Annotated in this window: 18 protein-coding genes and 1 riboswitch; of the genes, 3 read left to right on the plus strand and 15 right to left on the minus strand. The window is 33.1% G+C overall.

The genetic code is table 11. The features are described from left to right. Positions 1-45 precede the first annotated feature (45 nt). The 4 genes from R9X47_RS06550 to uvrC all read right to left on the minus strand — a co-directional run bounded on the left by R9X47_RS06550 (position 46) and on the right by uvrC (position 4,563). Complete coding sequence (locus tag R9X47_RS06550; RefSeq protein WP_432665939.1) at positions 46-414, minus strand: (2Fe-2S) ferredoxin domain-containing protein; 369 nt, start codon at positions 412-414, stop codon at positions 46-48. Between the two features lie 137 nt (positions 415-551). Continuing rightward, on the minus strand, positions 552-1,025 hold the full coding sequence (locus R9X47_RS06555; protein WP_432665940.1) for an NAD(P)H-dependent oxidoreductase subunit E: 474 nt from the start codon (positions 1,023-1,025) through the stop codon (positions 552-554). A gap of 571 nt (positions 1,026-1,596) precedes the next feature. Next, positions 1,597-2,508, minus strand: coding sequence for an HPr(Ser) kinase/phosphatase (gene hprK / locus R9X47_RS06560; protein WP_432665941.1), 912 nt, complete (start codon positions 2,506-2,508; stop codon positions 1,597-1,599). 189 nt (positions 2,509-2,697) lie between these two features. Beyond that, on the minus strand, positions 2,698-4,563 hold the full coding sequence (uvrC, locus tag R9X47_RS06565) for an excinuclease ABC subunit UvrC (RefSeq protein ID WP_432665942.1): 1,866 nt from the start codon (positions 4,561-4,563) through the stop codon (positions 2,698-2,700). A gap of 385 nt (positions 4,564-4,948) precedes the next feature. On the opposite strand from uvrC, the gene R9X47_RS06570 reads away from it, so the two are divergent. Both R9X47_RS06570 and R9X47_RS06575 read left to right on the plus strand, forming a co-directional pair. Further along, a complete protein-coding gene (locus R9X47_RS06570) occupies positions 4,949-5,620 on the plus strand; it encodes a hypothetical protein (RefSeq protein WP_432665943.1) in 672 nt (223 codons plus the stop codon). 519 nt (positions 5,621-6,139) lie between these two features. Further along, positions 6,140-6,688 (plus strand): copper amine oxidase N-terminal domain-containing protein, encoded by a 549-nt coding sequence (locus R9X47_RS06575; protein WP_432665944.1) that lies wholly within the window; start codon positions 6,140-6,142, stop codon positions 6,686-6,688. A 99-nt stretch (positions 6,689-6,787) separates the two neighbouring features. Here the strand turns inward: R9X47_RS06575 and R9X47_RS06580 are convergent, their stop codons facing one another. The 11 genes from R9X47_RS06580 to uvrB form a co-directional block, all read right to left on the minus strand. Beyond that, a complete protein-coding gene (locus R9X47_RS06580; protein WP_432665945.1) occupies positions 6,788-8,470 on the minus strand; it encodes a PAS domain-containing sensor histidine kinase in 1,683 nt (560 codons plus the stop codon). A 173-nt stretch (positions 8,471-8,643) separates the two neighbouring features. Next, on the minus strand, positions 8,644-10,095 hold the full coding sequence (locus R9X47_RS06585) for an ABC transporter substrate-binding protein (RefSeq protein ID WP_432665946.1): 1,452 nt from the start codon (positions 10,093-10,095) through the stop codon (positions 8,644-8,646). Positions 10,096-10,218: 123 nt separating this feature from the next. Beyond that, positions 10,219-11,157, minus strand: coding sequence for a sirohydrochlorin cobaltochelatase (locus tag R9X47_RS06590; RefSeq protein WP_432665947.1), 939 nt, complete (start codon positions 11,155-11,157; stop codon positions 10,219-10,221). Positions 11,158-11,176: 19 nt separating this feature from the next. Beyond that, positions 11,177-11,932, minus strand: a complete 756-nt coding sequence (locus R9X47_RS06595; RefSeq protein ID WP_432665948.1) for an ABC transporter ATP-binding protein — start codon at positions 11,930-11,932, stop codon at positions 11,177-11,179. 22 nt (positions 11,933-11,954) lie between these two features. Next, positions 11,955-13,019: a FecCD family ABC transporter permease gene (locus R9X47_RS06600; RefSeq protein WP_432665949.1), complete on the minus strand. Its 1,065-nt coding sequence runs from the start codon at positions 13,017-13,019 to the stop codon at positions 11,955-11,957. A 143-nt stretch (positions 13,020-13,162) separates the two neighbouring features. Continuing rightward, positions 13,163-13,344, minus strand: a riboswitch (cobalamin riboswitch). 184 nt (positions 13,345-13,528) lie between these two features. Next, positions 13,529-15,232 (minus strand): phosphoenolpyruvate--protein phosphotransferase, encoded by a 1,704-nt coding sequence (gene ptsP, locus R9X47_RS06605; RefSeq protein ID WP_432665951.1) that lies wholly within the window; start codon positions 15,230-15,232, stop codon positions 13,529-13,531. 17 nt (positions 15,233-15,249) lie between these two features. Beyond that, positions 15,250-15,513, minus strand: coding sequence for an HPr family phosphocarrier protein (locus R9X47_RS06610; RefSeq protein WP_432665952.1), 264 nt, complete (start codon positions 15,511-15,513; stop codon positions 15,250-15,252). 43 nt (positions 15,514-15,556) lie between these two features. Further along, the gene (gene ptsG, locus R9X47_RS06615) at positions 15,557-17,572 is read right to left on the minus strand and encodes a glucose-specific PTS transporter subunit IIBC (RefSeq protein ID WP_432665953.1); all 2,016 of its coding nucleotides are present in this window, start codon (positions 17,570-17,572) and stop codon (positions 15,557-15,559) included. 276 nt (positions 17,573-17,848) lie between these two features. Beyond that, positions 17,849-18,676, minus strand: coding sequence for a PRD domain-containing protein (locus R9X47_RS06620; RefSeq protein WP_432665954.1), 828 nt, complete (start codon positions 18,674-18,676; stop codon positions 17,849-17,851). Positions 18,677-18,935: 259 nt separating this feature from the next. Then, on the minus strand, positions 18,936-21,752 hold the full coding sequence (gene uvrA / locus R9X47_RS06625) for an excinuclease ABC subunit UvrA (RefSeq protein ID WP_432665955.1): 2,817 nt from the start codon (positions 21,750-21,752) through the stop codon (positions 18,936-18,938). Between the two features lie 164 nt (positions 21,753-21,916). Then, positions 21,917-23,899 carry an excinuclease ABC subunit UvrB gene (gene uvrB, locus R9X47_RS06630; protein WP_432665957.1) on the minus strand — a complete coding sequence of 661 codons (1,983 nt, stop codon included), beginning with the start codon at positions 23,897-23,899 and terminating at the stop codon, positions 21,917-21,919. A 307-nt stretch (positions 23,900-24,206) separates the two neighbouring features. On the opposite strand from uvrB, the gene R9X47_RS06635 reads away from it, so the two are divergent. After that, positions 24,207-25,559 (plus strand): aminotransferase class V-fold PLP-dependent enzyme, encoded by a 1,353-nt coding sequence (locus tag R9X47_RS06635; RefSeq protein WP_432667594.1) that lies wholly within the window; start codon positions 24,207-24,209, stop codon positions 25,557-25,559. The last annotated feature ends 198 nt before the right edge of the window (positions 25,560-25,757 follow it).

Below are 25,757 nucleotides of genomic sequence, written 5' to 3' on the forward strand. Positions count from 1 at the left end.
GCAAACAGCTAATCCCCCACAGTTGGCAGTAAGTTCTTCGGGTTCTTACTTCTCGTATGCTCCTATTGTATACTCTGTTACTACTTTTCCGTTTACTATATGATCTGCTATTACTTTTTTTGCTTTGTCGGCGCTCATGTCAACGTATGTTACTTTTTCTTCGCCTTCTTTGTATACTTCTACTAGTGGCTCTAGCTTGCATACTCCTATACATCCCGTTTGTGTCACTTCAACATCTCTTAGGTTTCTTTTTTTAACTTCTTCTAACAGTGCTGTTAGTACTGGTCTTGCTCCCGCTGATATGCCGCATGTAGCCATGCCAACTACTATTCTCGTCCCTTTTCTTTCTTTTCTTATATCCACTTTTTTTAAGGCTTCTTCTCTTATCTTAGCTAGTTCTGCTAATGATTTCATTGTTATACCTCCCTTGATTAGATACTTTATAACTATAGATAGACAACATTAATATTTAAAGGAAATCTCAAAAGAAATAGTGAGTGCTCGTACATTTTTTCTTTGAAATTTATTAAAGCTTAAAGTTGATTCTCTAATTAGTACTTTTTCAAAATATCAGGCACATCTTCTTCTACTAATTTACCATATACATCTTCATTTACAGTAAGTACTGGTGCAAGTCCACATGCCCCTATACATCTTGTAGCTTCTAATGTGAATTTGCCGTCAGGTGATGTTTCACCTACTTTTACATCTATGTCTCTACTAATTCTGTCAATTATTGCTTGAGCTCCCTTAACGTAACATGCTGTTCCTAAACATACTCCTATCACATAATCGCCCTTTGGTTCAAGTGAGAATTGTGAGTAAAAGGTTACTACGCCATAGATCTCAGCTACCGGGATATTCAGTGCATTTGAAATCACTTTCTGTACTTCTAATGGTACCGCTCCAAATATATTTTGAGCATCATTAAGTACTGGCATTAACGCACCTTTTCTTTCTTTGTTGGCTTCAATTACTTCGTGTAATTTGTCGAAATTCTCTTTTGTTAAGATATTCTTAGCCATGCTACATCTCCTTTCTCAATCCATATATTATATTTTAAATTATTAAAATCTAATAAACGTCGATTTCTTTCGGTCTTGGTCGTTTTTCTTTCTATTGTTGCTTACCTATTAATAAATCATCTACACAAAAGTGAATTTAATGTTATTTTTTATTATATTACATTATGTTTTTCTTTCCAACATTGAGAGATATAAAAATTTATTTTTATATTTATAAAGCAATAATTTACAGCTGAATACAGCTGAGTATTAAGAATTCACAATAACGAAAGACAATGTTACTCTTAACATCGTCTTTCATTATTGTGAATTTATATACATTTTTCTGTTATCATTCTCTATTTTTCTTAAAAATTCATAGAATTTTCTAAAAATTTGTATATAAATTAACAAACTTAACTTATATACAAATTTATAAAGAATTTTTAATAGGTTTATAATTTCCTATGTATTAAAAAAAGTCCCTAGTAGAACCAATAGATTCTCAGAGACTAAATTAACTTAAATAGTGTACTACTATATATAGTTTGTAAAAAAATTATCACACTTCAAAAATGTTGTTTTACACATCTTAATTATTTTGATTCATTAATCTAATATTTAATTCCTCGGCTGCATTATAGCCCATTTCTTTTTGGCGATGATTTCTCGCTGCAGCTTCTATTATTACAGCAAGATTTCTTCCTGGTCTAACAGGTATAGTTATTTTTGAAACATTAGTTCCTAATATTTCTATAAATTCCTCATCTAGTCCAAGTCTCTCATAGGTATTGGTATCATCGGTATCTAATTGTATTACTAGATCGATTTTCTTTTTATCTCTAACAGCCCCCATACCATAGAGCTTTGCCACATCTAATATACCTATGCCTCTTATTTCTAAAAAGTACTTTATAATTTCAGGAGCTGTTCCTAATAGGGTATATTGATCAACTTTTATAATTTGAACAGCATCATCGGCTACAAGCCGGTGGCCCCTTTTTACTAATTCCAGGGCCGTCTCAGACTTTCCTACTCCACTTTCACCTAATATTAAAATTCCTATACCATTAACCTCGACTAAAACTCCATGTAAAGTTGTAGTTGGTGCCAACTCATGTTCAAGATAAAATATAATTTTACTTGCAAACTTTGAGGTTGATAGATTAGTCCTTAAAATTGGTATATTATTCTTCTCAGCTTCATCAATTAACTCTTTATGAACCTCTAATCCTCTTGTAACAACTAAGCAAGGAATTTTTCTTTTCATCAGTTCCTCTGCTCTCGTTCTTTTCAAATCATCGCATAGTTCTGTAAAGTAGCTCCATTCAGCTTTGCCAATTATTTGAACTCTATCGAATCCATAATTTTCAAAGTATCCAGCTAAAGGAAGTCCAACTCTATTAATCTCACTAGTAGCAATCTCAATATCATCACCATTCCACTTACTCACCAATTCTAATCTCAATTCCTTTATCAATCTACTAATTGTCAGCTTTTTCAAGTTAAACACCACCTTATTGTTTTTACATCTGCTTATTTATAAAAAAGTCTTCGATAAAGATTCTCAAGGTTAACTTTTTTGAAATACATAACGGAAATTATATTTATCCACAATTTTAAGAGGTTTATAATTTCCTATGTATTATAAATAATCAAAGTTTATATAGGGTTATACTTTATAATCCTATCACTATTTTTCACGTTTTTTGAAAAATTCATAAACAGTATTTGCTATCTTTTCATTCATTCCTTCAACGTCCTTTAGTTCATCGATTGAAGCTTTTCTAATTCTTTCAATAGAACCAAAATGTTTTAAAAGTTCACTTTTTCTCTTTTTTCCTATACCAGTTATATCATCAAGTACTGATTGTATAAGTGATTTATCTCTTAAAGTTTTATGATAAGTTATTGCAAATCTATGAACTTCATCCTGAATTTTTGCAATAAGCCTAAATCCAAGGCTACGTTTATCTAAAACTATCTCTCTACCTTCAAATGTAATTCCCTTTGTTCTATGTTTGTCATCCTTTACCATTCCCGCTACTGGGATATTAACACCTAGTGCAGTAAGAACATCCTTTACTGCACTTACTTGTCCTTTTCCACCATCGGCTAAGATTAAGTCTGGGAAGAATGAAAACTTACCTTCAATATCGGACATTCCCTGTTTCTCAAGTGCCTCTTTTTCTTCAATACCGCGTTTGAATCTCCTAAACAGGACCTCTTGCATACTTCCATAATCGTTTGGTCCTTCGATTGTCCTTATCTTGAACCTTCTATAGGCGCTGTTTAATGGTTTCCCATTTTCGAAAACAACCATGGATCCAACTGAGAATACACCATAAATATTTGAAATATCATAGGCCTCAATTCGTTTTGGTACCTTGTCTAAGGATAGCAATTCCTTTAGCTCATTTAATACAGTTTCACTATAATCTCTTTCACTATTGATTTTTTGCTCAAATTTCACTAAATATTCTACTGCGTTTTTATGAACTAATTCCACCAGCTTTTTCTTTTCACCCTTTAAAGGCATTTTAACAGTGACCTTGTTTCCTCTTTTCTGTGTAAGCCAGCTTTCAATTAACTCTTCATCTTCTATCCCCTCATCGACTAATATCTCCTTCGGAATAAAGGCTGACCCAGAGTAAAACTGCTTTACAAACGTAGTTAATATCTCTTTTCTTTCTACATCCTCGGTCCCTTCTAAAACATGCTGCTCCCTACCTATCAGCTTGCCGTTTCGCACAAAGAAAATCATCATGCATGTCCTATCATTACTTCTAGCCATTGAAATATAGTCTTGATTTGCATCGGAGGTAGAGATTATCTTTTGACGCTCCATCAGGTTATTTAATGCTCCTATGCTATCTCTATATTTTGCCGCCCTCTCAAAATCTAACTGCTGTGAAGCTTCTAGCATTTTTTCTTCAAGTTTATTTACTAGTATATCATGTTTTCCGCCTAGAAGAAGTAGTATTTGATCCACTAACTCCATATATTCATTATGGGTTATGCCCTTATTACATGGACCTAAGCATTTCTTAATATGATAATTTAGACATGGTCTATCCTTATTCGTTTCTAAATTTCTGTTGCACTTTCTCAAAGGAAATAGTTCTTCAATAATTTGCAAGGTTTTATTTACAGCATCTACATTTATATATGGACCAAAGTATTTAGCGTTATCCTTAATAATCTTTCTAGTTTTTAGTACTCTAGGATATTTATCTTTTATCGTCACCTTGATATATGGATAATTCTTATCGTCCTTTAAGGCAATATTATACCTTGGCTTATGCTTCTTTATTAGGTTCGCCTCTAAAATTAATGCCTCAACTTCTGTATCTGTAATTATATATTCGAACTCTTTAATGCATTTAACCATAGCTTGTACCTTAGGAAGGTGGCTTTTTTGAGAACGAAAATATTGACTAACCCTTTTTTTCAATGATTTGGATTTCCCTATATATATTATGTCTTCCATCTCATCCTTCATAATATATACACCAGGTTTTTCCGGTAACTTCTTTAATTGTTCTTTTATGTCAAACATATACGCACCTCTAGTCAAAAGTATTTATATTTACTATTTTATCAAAATATGACGTTTTTCGAAACTTAAATCCGGGTTAACCCCAGATTATTCATAGAAAGCTTTAAGGTATACACTACTTTTAAATTTTCTATAGATAAACCGGATTTAACTATTATTACGAAAATGTTGAATATACTCAATTGCTAAACAATTTGAAATACAATATAATTATATTGTTATTCCCGCATTATTCATACGTATAGAACCAAGCTTATAAAACTACAATACTAAATATATTAAGTAGGTTCTATAAACGCATAACTATAGATGTATAACTTAAAAACTTGAGTGTGATAAACTTTTCAGTTACACATCTGTATATAATTCTCTAGGAGTTGATAAAATGAACAATACTAAAAGAAGTATCAATTTTGCAATAGCTTTTATGGCTGTTATCTCTATTTTCACCTTTATTGTACCAACGATTGACTTTCAGGCCTTAGGAGAAAATACAGAAATAGTATTTCCAAACCTATTATTTCTCTTGTTTATTGTTTTATTTTCTTCATTTCAATTGTTATTTAGAATACTAACAACTTCAAAGTACTATGTTAAGGACAAGCTATTCTTTACCTTAAGTATGAAATCTTCGAAGATGAAGAATAGAACAATTCCATATTTAGGGGCCATTGCATTATTCCTATGGCCAGTAATAGTTTCAAAAAATATTTCACTAATAAAGCTAGGTACTATAATAAATTTTCTTATTTGGATTTTAGTAATTGAAGGACTTCTATATGTTACCAATAAATACACTAAAATTCACTTTATGTCTGATGGAATACTTATTAGAGGGTTAGATTTTAGAATCGATATTCCTCTGGGCGATTCCCTACTTAATCATTCGGGTTTTTATACTTATTATGACATTCAAAGCTACTTTATTGAAAATAATTGTTTAGAATTAGTATTATTTAATGATGTTGGTATAATACAAGGATATATATCTTCTGATAGAGTCCCTCCTGTATCCGCATTTTTTGAATCAAAAGAAATAAGAAAAGCTGTTAAATAAGCCTATTATTTCATCTTATCTTTTACAAATACTTTTAATTTGTAATAAAATATGGTAAAATCATATTATAAAAATTTAATTTGTGGTATCTTTTATTGTAGCTATAGCATATAATGAAAGATTATTCTATTAAGGAGTGTGGTTTTTACTTATGTCTAGTGACAGGCCTGCCGTCGTCTCGCCTAAAGTTAAGGGCTTTTTAGCTTGTATTGTAGTTTTGCTTACAATTTACTTTTTACAGTCACTATTTTCATCATTTTTTACGGTTGGTTTTAAATTTATTAATCAGCTAGGGTACTTACGACTTTAAAAAAATTTATATATAATTATAAGAGAGATAACTTTCAAAGGTTGTCTCTTTTTTTGTTATTGGTTACTTGAGTTAGGCAAATTTCTCAACCATACATCTATAATCTGACTTATATGTATACTTTTATCTATTCTTGCTTATACTCCAAACAAAATTATTATAGAGATTCGGGTAAAACTACTAGAGCTCTATATAGGAGGTATAAGGATATGAATAATAAATCAAAAATCGCTATCGGAATTATTTTGTTTTTTGCTATCTCAACTCTTGGTGTTGTAGCTGCTGAAAACTTTGAAGAGATTAAGGTATTATACAAAGATATAAAGGTGTATGTTAATCAAAAGCACGTTCCACTGGACAGTGAACCTTTTTTACATAATAATAGGGTCTATGTTCCTATAAGATTTATATCCGAGTCTTTAAATTCTTCGGTTCTGTGGGACAATGAAGAAAATACTGTATCAATCTTTACCTTTAAGGATTTTGAAGAAGCTAAGCCACTAGATGGTGAAAGGTTCTTGTATGGCGAAATATTATCTATTGATAGAGATAAGAGAACTCTAGATATTTATCAACATATTGATGACAACTCTGTTCATGAAGACAAGAATCTAAAGGTCTCTAAAAATGTAATAATCGTTCTACAAAGAAACAATGTGAAAGTGAATCTAGGTTTTGATGATTTGAAAATTGGCGATATTGCAGGCATGGTAGTTAATAATGATAATGAGGTTCGGGGTATAATAATTAGTATCTAAATTAACAGAGGTGTCTTAGAATGAATTTTAAAACTCATTCTAAGACACCTAGTTTATAAACGCATGAAAATCTTTTATGCAAATGCTCTCTTTACCTTTCTAAGAATATATATCTGAAAACTCTACATTTATCCTTTCAACTAAATTGGACGAATAATCATTATAATTACGTTTTACGTTCTTCTCATCAACTAGACTAGCAGGAAGTTCAATAAAAAACTGCGTTCCCTCACCAATTCTACTTTCAGCCCATATTCTACCACCATGCAATTCTACAAAGGATTTAACTAATGATAGCCCTATACCACTTCCTTCTTTTTTTCTACTCAAGGAAGAATCTATCTGTTCAAACCTTTCGAAGATTGTCTTAAGCTTATCTTCGGGAATACCTATTCCAGTATCTATAACTGAAATGATGATTTTCTCTTCAAGATCATGGACATTTACATATATATCTCCTCCATTTTCAGTATACTTAATAGAGTTTGAAAGTAAATTTAGCATTATCCTTTCAATTTTATCTACATCGCATGAAATAATTTTTTCTTCCACTTCAGTGTCAAATATTAATCTCAATCCTTTGTTTTTTCCAAAATCTGCAACAGATAAAGTTATATCTTCAATTATATGTACTATATCATGATTGCAAAATTTAGCCTCAAGAAATTTGCTATCTGCTTTATTTATATCAATTAGATTATTAATTAACCTCAATAATCTATAACAATTTTGCTTCATAATACTTATATATTTATATATACTTATGAAGTCCTCTTCGAACTCAATATTCTTTTTTAAGTTTTCTAGTAATTGTATACTTCCTAAAATAACATTTAGTGGAGTCTTAAATTCATGAGAAATATTAGAAAAGAATTCTGTTCTTTGCTTATCCAGTTCAATAGCTTTTTCTAGTAGTCTTCTATTATCCTTCAATGTCTCACTTAGCATTCTTTCCCACTTTTTTCTTTCGGTTATATCTCTGATAACACTTAGAATAGCACAGTCACCATTAAATTTAATTGGTGCTGACGCTACTTCTACATCAATTATCTGTCCATCAGCTCTAACAACTTTCTGCTCGAGGGCTGGAGCACTGCTTTTTTCCTTACGCATTATATTTCCACGTTTTATGGAGATTTTTTGGTAATCAGGATGAGTAAATTCTTTATCGTATCTCCCTATTATTTTCTCTTTATAATCATAACCCAATAATTTCGCACCAGCTTCATTAGAAAATACTATCTTTCCATTATATTTAACATGAACTGCATCAGGTAGTAGCTCTACTAGTTTTCTATAACGTTCTTCTGTTTCCTCATAGACCTTTTCTGCTAAGTTTATCACTTTTTTTCTTTCAAGGATATTGTGTGCTGTTACAATTATGACTCTTTTCTCACTCAGATCAAAAATATAGTTGCTAATTTCTATAATGTATTTCTCTCCGCTTTCCCTGGTATAGGTTATATCAGCATTTATTTTCCCTTTATATAAAAGATTTTCAAGTATATCTTCTATTTCTTCCTTATCTATTCCAGCAATTTCATAAGGAGTCATTTTTAAAAACTCATCTTTTGAATAGCTCAATTTTCTAGATAGTATATCGTCCACGTCTAGAAAACATCCTAAGGTTCCATTCTTTTTTAGCTCCACCATGACAAAAAAGTTTTTGATACTATTGAAAAATTGTTTAAATGTGCTTAGGTTTCCTTTATAGTTTATTCCAACATTATCTCCCTTACATTTTACTAATTCCTTTTCAATCGAATCATCTATTTCTATCACCCTATATATCCCCCTTGATAATAATATACATGTATCTAATTTTTATAAGTTTCTACATATATTGGAGAGTTCCTTCTTTATAAATTGGCAAATTTTGTCGTTTTATTTTATATTTCCTTGCCCCCTATAACATCATCATATCAATATGATAAAAAAAATAGCCCTCGAAAGGGCTATTTACTTAGTTTTTTTAATACATCTATAACTTCATTACCAGTGACTTCTTCCTTAGGATTAAAATATCCATCTTTACATTGGAAGACTCCGTTATCCACAAGAATTTGTATTATTCTTCTATTTTCAGCTTTATCTATATCTAGGACTTCTTTGTTTTCATCTTTGCCCTTGTAATCTCCCATTACAAATATTATCTTTGCGAGTTCATCTCTTGTTATAGTCCTGTCTGGATAGAAGTACTCTTTATCTCCATCTTTAAATCCACTCATATAACCAGACATAACAGCTGTTTCAACGTAATCGAAGTATTCTTCAGTATATTTTACATCTTGAAAATATCCATAGGTATGACCTTTATGAGAGCTTTTATAGTATTTTGAGCTTGGTACATACATCTCTTTATGTTTATACTTCACAGCTACTTCTGCCATTTCTCTTCTAGTTATTTTATTCTCTGTACTATATTCCTCTATATTATCAAAAATGTCGGGATACATCATCCTAGCTATTTCCCTTACCCCTTTATAATACCTAAAGGTAGGACTTGAAATCATTTTTTGATTTATAACATAGACCCTGTCATTTTGAACAGCCTTGAGTGTATCAAAACCAGGTCTAATAACAATCGAGTGATAATTACCACCAGCATTCATAACTCCTCTTTGTGATACAAAAACATCTATCTTTTCCGCATTTTCTAATAGTTTTTCTACACCATATGGGGCTATAGAGCTTCCCTCTTTAATCGGCTTTACATCACTGGCTATATTTATTCCACCAGCATATTCTATAGCTTTAGCTGGCATTGAGTCAGTAGTTACAGTCTTATATCCATTTTCTGATGATTCGAAGTAAACGGTCATTTTATCATCAATATCTTTAGTGGTTTCATTTATTGCTTTGATATCACTGTGAAATTTCGTTAGTAGTTCCGAGGCTTTTTCAGTTTTGCCTGTTAAACTCGCCAATTTCATGATGTAGTTATCAAATTCCTCAAACTTTTCTGGATAAAGGGATACTACAGTTATTCCAGCTCTTTTCAATGTTTCTACAAAGTCTGGCACCTTTCTATTTATAAAGGGTCTTATCAATACTAAGTCCGGCTCTGCAGCAATAATTTTTTCTGGGTCAGATTTATAATCATAAATATCCTTTTCAATGGCATCTACTGGATATATGTCAGACTTACCTACACCTATAATTTCATTTTCAAGCCCTAGGGTAAATAGGTTTTCTGTGTGAGCAGAATATAGCGAAATAATTTTTTCACATGGTTCTTTAAGTTTTATTTCTTCACCCATATCATCAATAAAGCTTATGGCAAATTCTTCACTTTTAACTTCTTGTTTGTCGGTTTGAACTACTTCACTTTTATCCTTAGCACACCCTGCTAAGGATACTAACAATGCTAAGATAGAAATAAATATAATGGCTTTCTTATGAAACACTCTCTTCGCCCCTTTCTACGATACACTACCTGAAGTAATAATTATAATGAGTCATAATTTTTACGAATAACATTTAATGCCTAAAGGCTTAGTATAATTTAATACTAAGCCTTTAGGTAAATGCTAGTGAGATTCTCCTGCCATAGCAGTCTTTAAATGTTCTATATATAAGTCTTGTATCTTAGGGAACTCACCTAGTCCACGAAGAATTGTTTCGACTTCATATCCCTTTCCTTTAAGGATTATTTTCCAAGAATCTTCTTCATCTCCAGCCATATCATTTTGAGCATGATCACCGGCAACAAGCATTAGTGGCATAAGTGTTACTTTTTCTATATTTTTCTTTTCAAGACCTTTGATAACTGTTTCTATAGTTGGGAATCCTTCAACTGTACCAACAAATACATTGTTTTGTCCTTCATCTTCAAACACATAGTCTAGGCAAGCATATGCTGCGTTGGCATCGTGGTGAGTACCGTGTCCCATAAATACAACTGCTTCTTTCTCTGATCTTTCTGGCATTTCTTCAGCTAAGGCTTGAACAACCTTTCTATAATCTTCTACACTAGTTAGTAGAGGCCTACCAAGTACTAGCTTATCAAATGCGTCTTCAAATTCACTGGCTTCTGCAACTATATCATCATATTCAGAACCGTTTATAACATGTAAGGGCTGAATATATACCTCAGAAAATCCTTCATTTTTTAGTTTTGTTAAAGCTTCTGTTGGATTATCCACTAGGATATTATCTCTTTCCTTTAGCTTATTTATAATTATTTGTGAAGTAAATGCTCTTCTAACATCGTATTCTGGAAAAGCCTTAGTAATCTTCTCTTCACAAGCTTCAATGGTAACCTTTCTTGTGTCAGCATAGCTTGTTCCGAAGCTAACAACAACAATTGCTTTTTTATTTGGGTCCTTTTCCACTTTCTTATCACCTGCTTCTTTATTTTCTTGTTCTTTAGTATTTGTCGTTGGTGAAGCTTCAGTTTTAGCAGCACATCCAACGAGAGAACCAATTACTAGTATAGCACATAAAAGTAAAGCCATAGTTTTTTTCATTTAAGTTCCTCCTAATTTTTTATACCTTAACAAAAAAGCCTTTTTTATCAACCTTTTCTACCTCAATGTTAAAAACATCGTAGATAAATTCCTCAGTGATGAATTCGTCAGGTTTGCCAAACCCGTGCAATCTGCCTAGTTTCAAGGCACATACTTCATCGCTAAAATTATAGGCTATATTTATGTCATGCATGATGGAAACAACGGTTAAGCCTTCTTCTTTAACAAGTCTTTTAATAAGTTTTATTGCGTTGATTTTGTAGGATATATCCATGGCGGAAAATGCTTCATCTAAAAAAAGTACCCTAGGATTTTGAGCTAAAGCCCTGGCCAAAATAATTCTTTGAAACTCTCCTCCACTGATTTCAGTAACCAATGAGTTTGCAAACTTTAAGGTATTTGTTTTCTTCATAACATCAATAACTAACTCTAAATCCTTTTCGCTTAAGGAGTTCAATCTATTTTTATATGGATTTCTACCCATCATTACGACTTCCATACATGTAAAGGGAAAATCTATCCCATTCTTTTGACTTATAATTGAAAAATTCTTAGATCTTTCAGTTACTTTGTAGCTGGATAAATCTCTATCTAAGTATTTAACACTGCCAGAATAATCTGTATTCATTCCATTTAGCAAGTTTATCAAGGTAGTTTTTCCTGATCCATTTTGGCCTATTATGGATAGAAATGTCCCTTCTTTTATTCCAAAATTTATATCCTGCAGTATTTTCTTATTACCATAGCTAAAATATACACTTTCTACTTTAAACATATAGTCCACCTTTATTTATGAATTATATTATCTTGTTTTTCTTTATAAAGATGTAAATGAAAAACGGTCCACCTAACAGGGTTGTTAACACTCCAACTGGAATCTCAGTCTGAAACATTATTCTTGATATATTATCTGCGGAGACTAGTATAACGCCCCCAAGTAGTCCTGATAATGGAATAAGAGCTCTATTATCGGAGGTAACTGAAAATCTTAGTAAGTGTGGGATAATTAATCCTATAAAGCCAATAATACCACTTACTGATACACATACAGCCGTGATCATTGCTCCCATTATCAAAAATATCTTTCTCATCTTATCAATATCTACACCAAGTCCTCTTGCATCCTTTTCACCTAGACAAAGTAAGTTTAAGTCATCTGAATAATAAGTACATACTATAATAGCTATCAATATAATTGGATACGAAATTAGAACATGGCTCCAAGTTCTAGATGCAAGACTTCCCATCAACCAGAATATAATAGCTGAAACTTGTTCACCAGCAGCATTTTTTAAAAAACTAATTCCTGCTGAAAGTATAGAACTTACGATGATACCAGCTATAATTAAGTTGCTGGAATTTATAATTCCACCTCTATTAGCTATCTTTAGAACTAATAATAGTGTTATAAATGCTCCTAAAAAAGCAAAGGGGCTTATAGGAATCTGAATACTTGATATAAAAAGATTTATATATATGATAAGGGACGCACCGAAGGCAGCCCCCGTCGACACTCCAATAGTGTATGGATCAGCTAAAGGATTCATTAGTAATGATTGAAACACTGTACCAGCAACTGCAAGTCCCGTTCCAACTATTACTCCTATTAGTATCCTTGGTAATCTTATATCCCAAACAATGGCTACCTTATATGGCTTTATATGACTATATAAGGACTGATTAGCTGTAAGCTTTCCTGCTATTATGTTTATAATATCTTTTATAGAAATATGTGCCTTTCCAATGCTTATTGATATAAGGGCTATTGATATTAATGTTAAGAAAAGTAATATTCCTATACTTATATATTTTCTTCTCTTAAGTTTAACCTGATTTATTAAAATTGAGCTAGCTTGGTCCATATAACCTCCTAGATTAAATAGCTTTTCTGCATCTTTTTAAGGCTAATTTCTAATCAAAAACAATAAAAAACCTAGCCTATCGGCTAGATTTTAATAATGTACTAGTTGAACACATACATCAATAACTCCCCACCCGAAGCATTAATTACTCTATTACACAGGCAGGTTTCCTGGCTCATACGTCATCCCAATAAATCGCCTTCCTATTATTATAGTGGCCTAATGATTTATTAGTAGTATTTACAGTAGCGGGGGCTGCGTTGGTTTTTCACCAAACTTCCCTTTTACCCTTGCTTAGCAAGGCACCCATGTATAATTACACTTATTAAATTGACTATATCTTATCCGATTTCATTGTAACACAATTAACATATATAGACAATAGAATATTTTAAATTTAAAGATATATAAACTACATAATATTTATTATCGAAATTTTCGACTTATGAAAATGGGGCTGTCTCATAAATAAATCTCAAAAGTTCAGCCCCGTAGTGTATTAATATGAGTTACGCAAAGGTTTCTTTTATAAACGCTTCAATCTCTTTAGCACTATCTAAACTCATTACTTTATTTGCAAACGGCTTCACTTCTTCATATTTTAATGATTTAATTAACTTCCTTGCCGGAAGTATTGATATTGGGCTCATGCTGAATTCATCCAACCCTAGTCCAAGAAGTATAGGTATCATTCTTTTATCTCCTGCCATTTCTCCACACATTCCAACCCAAATACCTTCTTTATGCCCATTATCTATTACCATCTTTATAAGCCTTAAAACAGCTGGATTAAATGGATTATATAGGTGGTGAATCTTTTCATTCATTCTATCTACTGCTGTAGTATACTGAATCAGATCATTAGTTCCAATACTAAAGAAGTCTACATGTTTTGCCAAAATATCACTGGCAATCGCAGCAGAAGGAACTTCAATCATCATTCCTACTTCTATATCTGAGGAAAAGTCTATTTCCTCTTTAGTTAAATCTTTTTTTACTCCTTCAAGTACTTTCTTCGCTTCCAACAGCTCTTCTAAACTCGAAATCATAGGGAACATAATCTTTAGGTTTCCGTATATGCTGGCTCTCAGTAATGCTCTTAATTGCGTCTTAAATATATCTTGTCTGTCTAAGCAAAGTCTTATAGCTCTATATCCTAAGAATGGATTCATCTCTTCATCAAATTTCAAATATGAAAGTTCCTTATCTCCACCTATATCTAAGGTTCTTATTACCGCTGGTTTCGGATTAATCGACTCTAGAACTTCTTTATATGCATTAAACTGTTCTTCTTCAGTCGGTAGAGAGTCTCTATCCATATATATAAACTCTGTTCTGTACAGGCCTACTCCCTCAGCGTCATTTCTTAAAAGTCCCTTTACATCCTTTGGAGTTCCGATATTTCCAGCTAGTTCTACTTCTCTTCCGTCCATCGTTATGCTGGCTTGTCCCTTTAATGATTCTAATTCTTTCTTTTCTTCTTCATATTTCTCTTTTAAATCCCTATAATAATTAATATCTTTCTCCTCAGGATTAATTAAAACTTCACCCATTTCACCGTTGAAGACTACAAAATCTCCATTCTTTAGAATCTCGGTGATATTCTTTAGCCCAACAATAGCAGGTATTTCCAGGGATCTAGCCATTATAGCAGTATGGGATGTTCTCCCCCCAATGTTTGTAAGAAAACCTAATACTTTTTCTTTATCCATAGTTGCTGTTTCTGATGGAGTTAGGTCATTTGAGACTAATATAACCTCTTCATCTAAAACCGATAGGTCTATTACATTAATACCTAGTAGATTTCTAAGCACTCTGTCGGATACATCTCTAATGTCTGCAGCTCTTTCTCTCATATAATCGTTATCCATAGATTCGAAAATAGTTACAAATTGATTTATTATTTCTTTAAAGCTGTATTCTGCATTTAGTCCTTCAGCTTCAATCTTATTTATGGTGTTTGAAATTAGTTCTGGATCTTCTAGAACCAGTAAATGTGCATCAAATATAGCAGCCTTTTCTGATCCGAATTCTTTCATAGCTTTGTCTCTAATCTTTGATAATTCTATTTTTGATTTTTCAATAGCTTTAGAAAATCTATTTTTCTCATTTGCTACACTTTCTACCTGTTTTTTTTCAACAACTAATTCTTCATTTTGTATTATTAGAACCTTACCCAATGCTATTCCTGGAGATGCGCCTGTACCATTCACTGTAACTCCCCCTTTTTTTATGCTTCGCCAAACTTTGATTCAATAAGCTTAACTAGAGTTTCAATAGCTTCTTCTTCATCTGTACCGTTAACTATGATTTTTATTTCATCACCTTTTTTAAGCCCTAAGCTCAATATGTTCATTATAGATTTTGCATTTAATGATGAGCCATTAAATTCAATATTAATCCCTGAATTAAACTGTGATGCTGTTTTGACGAAGATCGCAGCTGGTCTTGCGTGCAAACCACTTTCATTTGATATTTTGATTACCCTTTCCATTTCACTTCCTCCTTATTTTTTTATATATTTTTGTTTCTATTACTTATTTGATTTTTATTATGTCTTTTTGCCCAGCTTTTACTTCTTTTCCTGGATTAAAAGACACTGCTTCTCCTTCTGAAAGATTTGTAAAAATAATTGGTGTAATAACAGAAGGTGCTTTATCATTTACTTTGTTTAAATCTACACGAAGTATTGGTTGGCCTGCCTTTATAGTTTCTCCCTGCTCAACAAGGATTTCAAAACCTTCTCCTTCAAGCTTTACAGTATCAATACCAAAATGGATTAGAATCTCACGATTATTCTCTGCAACAATGCCTATAGCATGTTTAGTTGGGAACACAGTGGCTACTTTCCCATTTACAGGTGATACAACTTCTCCTTTTTTAGGCTCTATAGCAAATCCATCTCCCATCATTTTACCTGAAAATACTTGATCAGGTACATCTTTTAAATCTAATAGCCTTCCACTTAAGGGAGAAACAAATTCATCTTCACCTACAACTTTATTATCTGTTATTAGTGTTTCTTCTATTGATGTTATTGTCTTACCTGACATGACATCTTTAATCTGCGTCTTTAATTGATCGGATTTTGGTCCAAATATAGCTTGTATATTGTTTCCAACTTCTAAAACTCCTGCTGCACCCAAAGCCTTTATACGTTCTTTATCTACTTTCTTTATATCGTTTACTGTTACACGTAGACGAGTAATACACGCATCTAAGTTTTTAATATTTTGCTTTCCACCTAGTGCTTCTAATACATTTGTTGCAAGATCCCCTGCTTCAACATCTACATTAACGTCTGCTTCATCGTCTTCACGTCCTGGTGTTTTTATATTCCATTTTCTGATTGCAAATCGGAAACCAAAGTAATAGATAACAAAGAATGCTATTCCCACTGGAATCACTAAATACCAAGCAGTCCTATTTGGAAGCACTCCGAATAGTAAATAGTCAATGATTCCACCAGAGAAAGTCATACCAATCTTAATATTCAATATGTGCATAATCATGAATGACAATCCTGCAAATAATGCATGTACTGCAAATAGTACAGGCGCTACAAATAGAAATGTAAATTCGATTGGCTCGGTAATACCCGTTAAGAACGAAGTAAGAGCTGCTGATGCCATAATTCCTGCAACCATTTTTTTCTTTTCTGGTTTTGCTTCTTTGTACATTGCTAATGCTGCTCCTGGTAAACCAAACATCATGAATGGAAATTTACCTGTCATAAAGGTACCTGCAGTAAAAGGTACATTGTCCATTAATTGCTTGAAGAAAATTGCTTGATCCCCTCTAACTAATTCTCCAGCCTTTGTTGTATATTCACCAAATTCGAACCAAAAAGGCGAGTAGAAAATATGATGAAGTCCAAATGGAATCAAAGAACGCTCTATAACACCAAATACAAAGGCAGCTAAAGTTTTGTTTGTATCAATCATACTACGTGAGAATGTGTCTAATGCCCCTTGAATTACAGGCCATATAAAAATCATAGCAAGACCCAAAACAATTGATGATGCTGCCGTAATAATTGGAACAAATCTTTTTCCAGCAAAGAATCCTAGGTATGGCGGTAATTCAATATTATAATATTTTTTATAAAGACTGGCTGCCATAATACCTACGATAACACCACCGAACACTCCTGTTTGAAGGGTTGGAATTCCTAATATTTCTGTAAATGCACGAGTATTTTCAACGATTTCTGGTTTAAAAGCTTGAGCTAAGACGCCCATTGTAACATTCATAATTAGATATCCAATTGTTGCAGCTATTCCTGCTACACCTTCACCTCCAGCTAACCCTACGGCTACCCCTATTGCAAATAACAGCGGAAGATTTCCGAATACTATACCACCAGTTTGCTGCATTAAATTAGCTATTAATTGAAATCCAGATCCACTTAGAGCTGGAATTTTTTCTAATAAAAATGGATTTTGAATTGTGGCACCAAGTGCTAATAATATTCCAGCAGCAGGTAACAGTGCCACTGGCAGCATTAATGCCTTCCCAACTTGTTGTAAAACTCCAAATATTTTTTTAAACATTTCTACATCTCCTTATCTTTTTTAGATAAACAAAAAAGGCACGAGCAAAAGAGTGAAATAACTATAGTTATTATTTCACAGAAGTCTTTTACTCATGCCTGATCGAATCAGTAACATGTAAAATCATATTTATTTTGATCAAAATTTGCAAAACTACTATTAAAATCTTCTAGCAAAATTCATACTTAAGTACATATGAATTTTACCATAAAACGTTTTCTTAATCAATAACTTTCTAATTATTTCTGATTTTTTTCTACATAATTCGACACAAGTTTATGAATTCATCTTATGTAGATGTATAGCTATATATCCAAGTTCCCCTTCAGGTATTTTGATTTTTAGAGTATTTTCTAGGATTTTTACTATATAATATGCTACATTAAACTCCTTCTTAAGATCCTCCTCTAATTTGTGTAAAAATTTGTTTTCATAGAACTTTTTACTATATGCTCTGTCTATTACTCCCATTAAGTGCATAACAAATCTTCTACAAAGAAAGGAATTTTTCTCTAATTTTATTTGTAGTTTTTTTTCTACTAAGTCTAATATTTCACTTATCATCCTTGAGTGCTCTAAGGCCTCATTTTTGCTTCTGTCTTTTCTAACTCCATAAATATGTAGAGTTAAAAAGCCAATTTCTGCTTCTGGTATATCAGTTTTTAGGTCTTCCTCTAGTATTAATACTGCCTTTTTAGCCAATTCATATTCTTCTGGATATAGAAGCTCTATTTCAAATAAAAAAGGATTTACAATCTCAATTCCTTCTTTTAACCTCTTTATAGCAAAATTTATATGATCAACAAGTGCAACATAGGCATGGGTTTCCACAGCTTCTTCCATCTCAGCTTTAAGTATTTCAATTATCTTTTGAGTTGTTTCTATCACTTGAGGGTCTACCGTTGTTATAAAGCTTTCATATTCATCATTGTCCAGTCCCTTTAAGGCTATAAACTTTTCTTCAATATTTTCAAGGTCTTTAATTAATGTACCCTTTTTTCGGCCAAATCCGATTCCTTTGCCAACGAGAATATAGCTTTGATTGTTTCTTTGTACCAATAGAACATTGTTGTTCAAGACCTTTTTTATTAAATATCCTTCCATAATATACCCCCAATTAGCTTTGTCAAATTGTACGATCTCTGATATTTATGTCTTAAAAAATGCAGCTTCAACTATGATTATTATGCAATTTACTTAATTATTTGTCAATAAGTATTTCACATTCATAATAGTTCTACCCATTATAAATATGAAATATTTTATTTTCTCAAAAAAGAGAAGATGCCTCAGAATAATAAATTTCTGAGACACCTAGGGCTAAGTTGAAAAATGTCTTTGTAAGACAATCATTCAAATGCTTCTATAAAACTTTTTTCAAAAACTGACCTGTATAGGAGCCTTCTACAGCAGCAATCTCTTCTGGAGTACCAGTTGCAACTATAGTTCCGCCTCGGTCTCCCCCTTCAGGTCCAAGATCAATAATATGATCACAGGATTTTATAACATCAAGATTGTGCTCTATAACTACTACTGTGTTTCCGCCTTCAACAAGACGCATTAATAGACCAATTAATCTCTCTATATCGGCCATATGAAGGCCAGTAGTAGGCTCATCAAGAATATACAAAGTCTTTCCGGTACTTCTCTTACTAAGTTCGGAAGCCAACTTAATTCTTTGGGCTTCACCACCAGAAAGCTGTGTTGATGGTTGTCCTAGTCTTATATATCCTAAACCAACATCGTTCAGAGTTTCTAGTTTCCTCTTTATCTTAGGAATATTTTCAAAGAAATCTAAGGACTCTTCAACTGTCATATTAAGTACATCGGATATAGTCTTTCCTTTGTACTTAACTTCTAATGTTTCTCTGTTATATCTTTTACCTTTGCAAACATCACATTGAACGTATACATCTGGTAAGAAGTGCATTTCAATCTTGAGTATACCATCACCCTTACACGCTTCACACCTACCGCCTTTTACATTAAAACTAAATCTACCTTTTTGGTAGCCACGTACCTTCGCCTCTGGTACCTGAGCGAATAAATCTCTAATATGGTCAAATACTCCCGTATAGGTTGCAGGATTTGATCTAGGTGTTCTACCTATTGGAGACTGATCTATGTCAATAACCTTATCGATATGCTCAATCCCTTTTATACTCTTATGACTTCCTGGCTTCTTTTTAGCTCTATGAAGCTCCATTGCTATCTTTTTATATAATATTTCATTGATAAGAGTACTTTTTCCAGATCCTGAAACCCCTGTGACACATGTAAATACACCAAGTGGGAATTCAGCGCTTATTTTTTTCAGATTATTTTCTCTTGCACCAATTACCTTGATAGCCTTTCCATTTGGAGTCCTTCTATTTTCAGGTATTTCTATTCCCCTTCTACCACTTAAATACTGTCCAGTTATAGAGTTTTCATTATCCTTTATTTCTTCAACTGTACCTTCAGCTATTATATGTCCACCGTGCTCTCCTGCACCTGGTCCTATATCGATAACGTGATCAGCTGCATAAATAGTGTCTTCGTCATGCTCAACTACAATTAGTGTATTTCCTATATCAGTAAGGTTCCTTAAGGTCTTAAGTAGTCTTTCATTATCCCTTTGATGAAGCCCTATACTTGGCTCGTCCAGTATATAAAGTACTCCAACAAGGCCAGAACCTATCTGGGTAGCAAGTCTTATTCTTTGAGACTCTCCACCGGAAAGAGTACCTGCTGAACGGGATAATGTCAAGTAATCCAACCCAACATCAGCTAGAAAGTCAAGTCTGCCTCTTATTTCCTTTAATATTTGCTCAGCAATAATTTGATTTTTTTCATTAAGCTCCAAGCCATTAAAAAACTCTACAGCCTTCCTAACCGATAAATCCGTCACATCAGAAATATTTCTACTTCCTACTGTTACAGCTAGTGATTCATCGCTAAGCCTTGCCCCTTTACATGTTCCACAGGCATTAAGACTCATATATTCTTCAATCTTATTTCTAATATAGTCTGAGTTTGTCTCCCTATATCTTCTTTCAAGATTCTTAATTATTCCTTCAAATGGGGCCTTATATTTTCTAGTACCGTACTTGCTCTCATAACTAAACTGAATTGTTCTATCTTTAGTACCATATAATAGTTCATCAACGAAAGTCTCTGGAAGGTCATTAATAGCAGACCCTAAGTCTATCTTATGGTCCTTAGCTAATGCTTCTACCATTTGCTGATAGTAAGTACCTTCTCCACTATTTGCTATAGGTGCAACCGCTCCTTCCCTTATAGACAATGCTCTATTAGGTATTACTAGTTCAGGGTCCACCTTAAGAAGATATCCTATACCCTTACAGGATGGGCATGCTCCATAGGGACTATTAAATGAGAACATTCTTGGTTCAAGCTCTCCAATACCTATTCCATGCTCCGGACAAGAAAATTTTGTATTAAAAAGCATATCTTCACCATCAATAATATTAATAATTACCAGGCCTTCAGAAAGCTTTAGAGCCGTCTCTAGTGAATCTGCAAGTCTTTTTTCAATACCTTCTTTAATAACCAGTCTATCGACTACAACTTCGATGGTATGCTTTTTATTCTTCTCTAGTTCAATTTCTTCGAATACCTCTCTAAGCTGACCATCTACTCTGATTCTAACGTAGCCATCCTTCTTTATTCTTTCTAACTCTCTCTTATGCTCACCCTTTTTTCCTCTAATTACAGGTGATAGAATTTGAATCTTAGTCCTTTCTTCTAGCTCCAATACCTTATCAACTATCTGATCTACAGTTTGCTGTGATATTTCTACCCCACACTTTGGACAATGAGGAGTACCAATTCTAGCATATAGCAATCTTAAGTAATCATAAATTTCCGTTACCGTACCTACTGTTGATCGTGGATTTTTACTTGTAGTCTTTTGGTCTATTGATATAGCAGGTGATAACCCTTCAATATATTCAACATTTGGCTTCTCCATCTGCCCTAAGAACTGTCTAGCATAGGCAGATAGACTTTCAACATATCTCCTTTGTCCCTCGGCATATATAGTATCAAATGCAAGGGATGATTTCCCAGAACCACTAAGGCCTGTAACTACTACTAGCTTGTCCCTAGGAATTTTTACATCAATGTTTTTTAGATTATGCTCTTTGGCACCCCTGACATATATATGATTTTTAGACATTTTCACACCTCACAAATTCTCAATATATAAATTTTCTATATTAACTAAGTATAGAAATCGCAATAAATCTTTTACATTTTAATCCCTTGAAAAGCCTTGAAACGTTGGCTATTCAAGAAACCAAAATGTAGATTTATAAGTGGGTTCTATATAGTTGTTTAATTCTAAATATTTTCCGTTTGCTCCTTAAGCTCTGAAATCTTATCTCTAAGCTCCGCTGCCCTTTCAAATTGTAAATCGACTGCAGCCTGCCTCATCTCCGCTTCAAGATCACTAATAAGCTTAAGCAGCTCATCCTTACTTAACTTCTCATCCTTATTAACACCATATTTTACTTCTTCCTCTGCAACCATAGTTGCCTCTATTACGCCTCTTACGTCCTTTTTAATAGTCATAGGAGTAATTCCATGTTCTTCATTATAGGCTTCTTGTATATCTCTTCTTCTATTGGTTTCATCTATTGCATACTTCATGGACTTGGTAATCCTATCGGCATACATTATAACCTTACCTTCAGCATTTCTGGCAGCTCTACCAATTGTCTGAACAAGTGAAGTTTCAGAACGTAAAAAACCTTCCTTATCAGCATCAAGAATTGCAACCAAAGTAACTTCCGGCAGATCAAGTCCCTCTCTCAATAGGTTTATACCCACAAGAACATCAAACTTACCGAGTCTTAGATCTCTAATAATTTCCATTCTTTCAAGTGTCTCTATGTCGGAATGCATGTATTTTACTTTTATCCCAACCTCTTTAAAATAGTCGGTTAAGTTCTCCGACATCTTTTTTGTTAAAGTAGTTACTAGGACTCTTTGTTTCTTCTCTACTCGCTTATTTATTTCACCTATTAAATCATCTATCTGTCCTTCAACCGGTCTGACATCTATATGAGGGTCAACCAAACCTGTGGGTCTGATTATTTGTTCAACTACTTTTTTACTATGTTCCTTTTCATATGGACCCGGCGTAGCACTAACATATACGGCCTGATTCACCAGACTCTCAAACTCTCCAAAATTAAGAGGTCTATTATCAAAGGCCGATGGCAACCTAAATCCATATTCTACTAGATTTTCTTTCCTAGAACGGTCTCCACCATACATAGCCCTTACCTGAGGTATAGTAACATGTGACTCATCTATTACTAACAGAAAATCATCAGGAAAATAATCTATCAAAGTATACGGTCTACTACCAGCTTTTCTTGATGAAATATGTCTTGAATAATTTTCTATCCCTTGGCAAAATCCAACTTCTCGGAGCATTTCAATATCGTATTTTGTACGCTGATATATTCTCTGGGCTTCAATAAGTTTTCCTTGGTCTTTAAACTCTACAACTCTCTTCTCAAGCTCACTTTCAATATCTATAATTGCTCTTTCAAGCTTCTCCTTTTCAGTTACATAGTGGGATGCTGGAAAAATACCAATGTGTTTTCTTAGTCCCACAATCTCACCAGTTAATGCATTTACTTCTGTAATTCTATCTATTTCATCGCCAAATAGCTCTACTCTTATGGCATTTTCTGAGGATGAAACAGGGAATATTTCTATTATATCTCCCCTAACCCTAAAGGTACCTCTAGTAAAGTTTATATCATTTCTCATATATTGTATATCCACAAGTTTTTCCAATATTTCGTCCCTACTTTTTGCCATTCCAGGCCTAAGGGATAAACATAGATTTTTGTAATCTATCGGGTCACCAAGTCCATATATACATGATACACTGGCTACTATTATTACATCTCTTCTTTCAAATAGCGACATTGTGGCGGAGTGACGAAGTTTATCTATTTCATCATTAATGGATGCGTCCTTTTCTATAAAGGTATCACTATGAACTACATATGCTTCAGGCTGATAATAATCATAATAGCTTACAAAGAATTCTACAGCATTATCAGGAAAAAATTCTTTAAACTCAGCACATAGTTGAGCCGCTAGTGTTTTATTGTGGGCTATCACTAGCGTTGGCTTTTGCACTTTCTCAATAATATTGGCAACAGTAAATGTTTTACCTGAACCCGTAACCCCAAGTAATGTCTGATGTTTTAAATCTTCATTAATACCTTTACTTAGTTCCTTTATTGCATTAGGTTGATCACCAGTAGGTTTATAATTTGAAACAATCTTAAATTCACCCATAAAAACACCTCATATAATGGAAGTTGAAAGTTTTTTACTCTTTTCCGTATAACAAACATTAGTTCGTATCTTCGAGTAAATTATATACTTCTTTTTACCCCAAGTCAAATAAATTATCCCAGTTATTTAAAATTTAATAGCAAAACTATATCTGACTGCATATTATGTAATTATCAGCTTTATTCTTTTGCCCGTTAACTTTAAACCCGTATTAATCATGAAAATTTCAAAACTCTTCTGTTTTCTTTCAGACTTTTCATGAATAATACGGGTTTAAAAATATCTTGCCCGGAAGGTGAAAAAAATGATTTATGAAAATAATATTGAATACTTCAGGTCATTTGTTCACGGAGTTAATATTAAGATTCCCTTGCCAAATGGCAAATATGTTCCTGAAATCAATTTTGATAATGCTGCTACTACCCCACCTTTGAATTCTGTCCTATATGAAGTTCTAGCTTTTTCTCCGATGTACTCATCTATACATAGGGGAACAGGATTTAAATCCCGATATTCCTCAATGCTCTATGAAAAATCTAGAGAGTTAGTTTCAAAGTTTGTAGGTGCAGACCTCAACGAAGATGTAGTTATATATGTAAAAAATACCACTGAAGCTATTAATAAATTGTCCTATAGATTAGAAAGAAAGGGAAGAAGAAACATAATATTATCCACTGGAATGGAGCATCATTCTAATGATTTGCCATGGAGAAAAAGATTTAGAGTAGATTATATTGATATAGATAAAAAAGGCCGTATTTCTTTACAAGATTTAGAGTATAAGTTGAGAAAGTATGGCAATAATGTAAGACTTGTAGCCATAACTGGAGCTTCAAATGTAACTGGCTACTTGAATCCTATACACAAAATTGCGGAGTTAGTTCATAGCTATGGCTCGGATATATTAGTAGATGGTGCTCAAATGGCAGCTCATACTCCTCTAAACATGAAGCCTCATAATTCTAAACAGCATATAGATTACCTTGTATTTTCTGCACACAAAATGTATGCTCCCTTTGGAACAGGTGTATTAATTGGTCCAAAAACGTCCTTCGAAAGTGGGTCCCCGGACTACACTGGAGGCGGTACTGTAGATATTGTCACCCATGACTATGTAAGGTGGGCAGATCCTCCCCATAAAGAAGAAGCTGGATCTCCAAATATAATTGGAGTAATAGCTTTGTCTGCAGCTATAAGGTCTCTAATGTCACTGGGAATAAATAACATCCATAGACATGAAAAAGCTCTAACTAAATATGCCATTGAAAAACTTAAATCCGTACCAGATATTGAACTTTATGGTGATACTGAAAAATATGATGATAGAGTAGGTATAATCACTTTCAATATACAGGGTATACATCATGAAACCTTAGCTAATATGCTTTCCTTTGAGGCTGGTATAGCTGTCAGAAATGGATGTTTCTGTGCGCATCCATATCTTCACAACCTTTTGGATGTTAGTGATGAAGTTATCAAGCAGCGTATCAATGATCCTAGCCTACCTCACCCCGGAATGGTAAGAATCAGCTTTGGGATGTACAACAATGCAAATGAAGTAAATACACTTATCAGCACCCTTAAAAATATATCTTCGAACAAGAAGTACTTCTTAAAAAAATATGCTCACTTGAATAACGAAAAACGGATTATTAGCTGATGTTTTAAAGTTCATTACCTCCTGCATAATCAATCTAACCTGTTTAGACCATCTAGACAGGTTTTTTATTTGTAATTATTTTTCGAATAAACTAGAGCTTTTTTAGTCCTTTGAATTTTTCGTAGAAAAACATTTCATCGGACTTCTTTTCATATTTCAGCTTTTTTAGGAAAAAATAATTTGAAAGGAGGATTGATA

This window comes from Wukongibacter baidiensis (genome assembly GCF_050888315.1).
Lineage (GTDB): Bacteria > Bacillota > Clostridia > Peptostreptococcales > Caminicellaceae > Wukongibacter > Wukongibacter baidiensis.

Excerpts from the sequence above, each read along its gene's own strand:
- R9X47_RS06550 (WP_432665939.1), bottom strand. The coding sequence starts at position 414 with ATGAAATCATTAGCAGAACTAGCTAAGATAAGAGAAGAAGCCTTAAAA.
- R9X47_RS06555 (WP_432665940.1), bottom strand. The coding sequence starts at position 1,025 with ATGGCTAAGAATATCTTAACAAAAGAGAATTTCGACAAATTACACGAA.
- uvrC (WP_432665942.1), bottom strand. The coding sequence starts at position 4,563 with ATGTTTGACATAAAAGAACAATTAAAGAAGTTACCGGAAAAACCTGGT.
- R9X47_RS06570 (WP_432665943.1), top strand. The coding sequence starts at position 4,949 with ATGAACAATACTAAAAGAAGTATCAATTTTGCAATAGCTTTTATGGCT.
- R9X47_RS06575 (WP_432665944.1), top strand. The coding sequence starts at position 6,140 with ATGAATAATAAATCAAAAATCGCTATCGGAATTATTTTGTTTTTTGCT.
- R9X47_RS06590 (WP_432665947.1), bottom strand. The coding sequence starts at position 11,157 with ATGAAAAAAACTATGGCTTTACTTTTATGTGCTATACTAGTAATTGGT.
- R9X47_RS06595 (WP_432665948.1), bottom strand. The coding sequence starts at position 11,932 with ATGTTTAAAGTAGAAAGTGTATATTTTAGCTATGGTAATAAGAAAATA.
- R9X47_RS06600 (WP_432665949.1), bottom strand. The coding sequence starts at position 13,019 with ATGGACCAAGCTAGCTCAATTTTAATAAATCAGGTTAAACTTAAGAGA.
- R9X47_RS06610 (WP_432665952.1), bottom strand. The coding sequence starts at position 15,513 with ATGGAAAGGGTAATCAAAATATCAAATGAAAGTGGTTTGCACGCAAGA.
- ptsG (WP_432665953.1), bottom strand. The coding sequence starts at position 17,572 with ATGTTTAAAAAAATATTTGGAGTTTTACAACAAGTTGGGAAGGCATTA.
- R9X47_RS06620 (WP_432665954.1), bottom strand. The coding sequence starts at position 18,676 with ATGGAAGGATATTTAATAAAAAAGGTCTTGAACAACAATGTTCTATTG.
- uvrA (WP_432665955.1), bottom strand. The coding sequence starts at position 21,752 with ATGTCTAAAAATCATATATATGTCAGGGGTGCCAAAGAGCATAATCTA.
- uvrB (WP_432665957.1), bottom strand. The coding sequence starts at position 23,899 with ATGGGTGAATTTAAGATTGTTTCAAATTATAAACCTACTGGTGATCAA.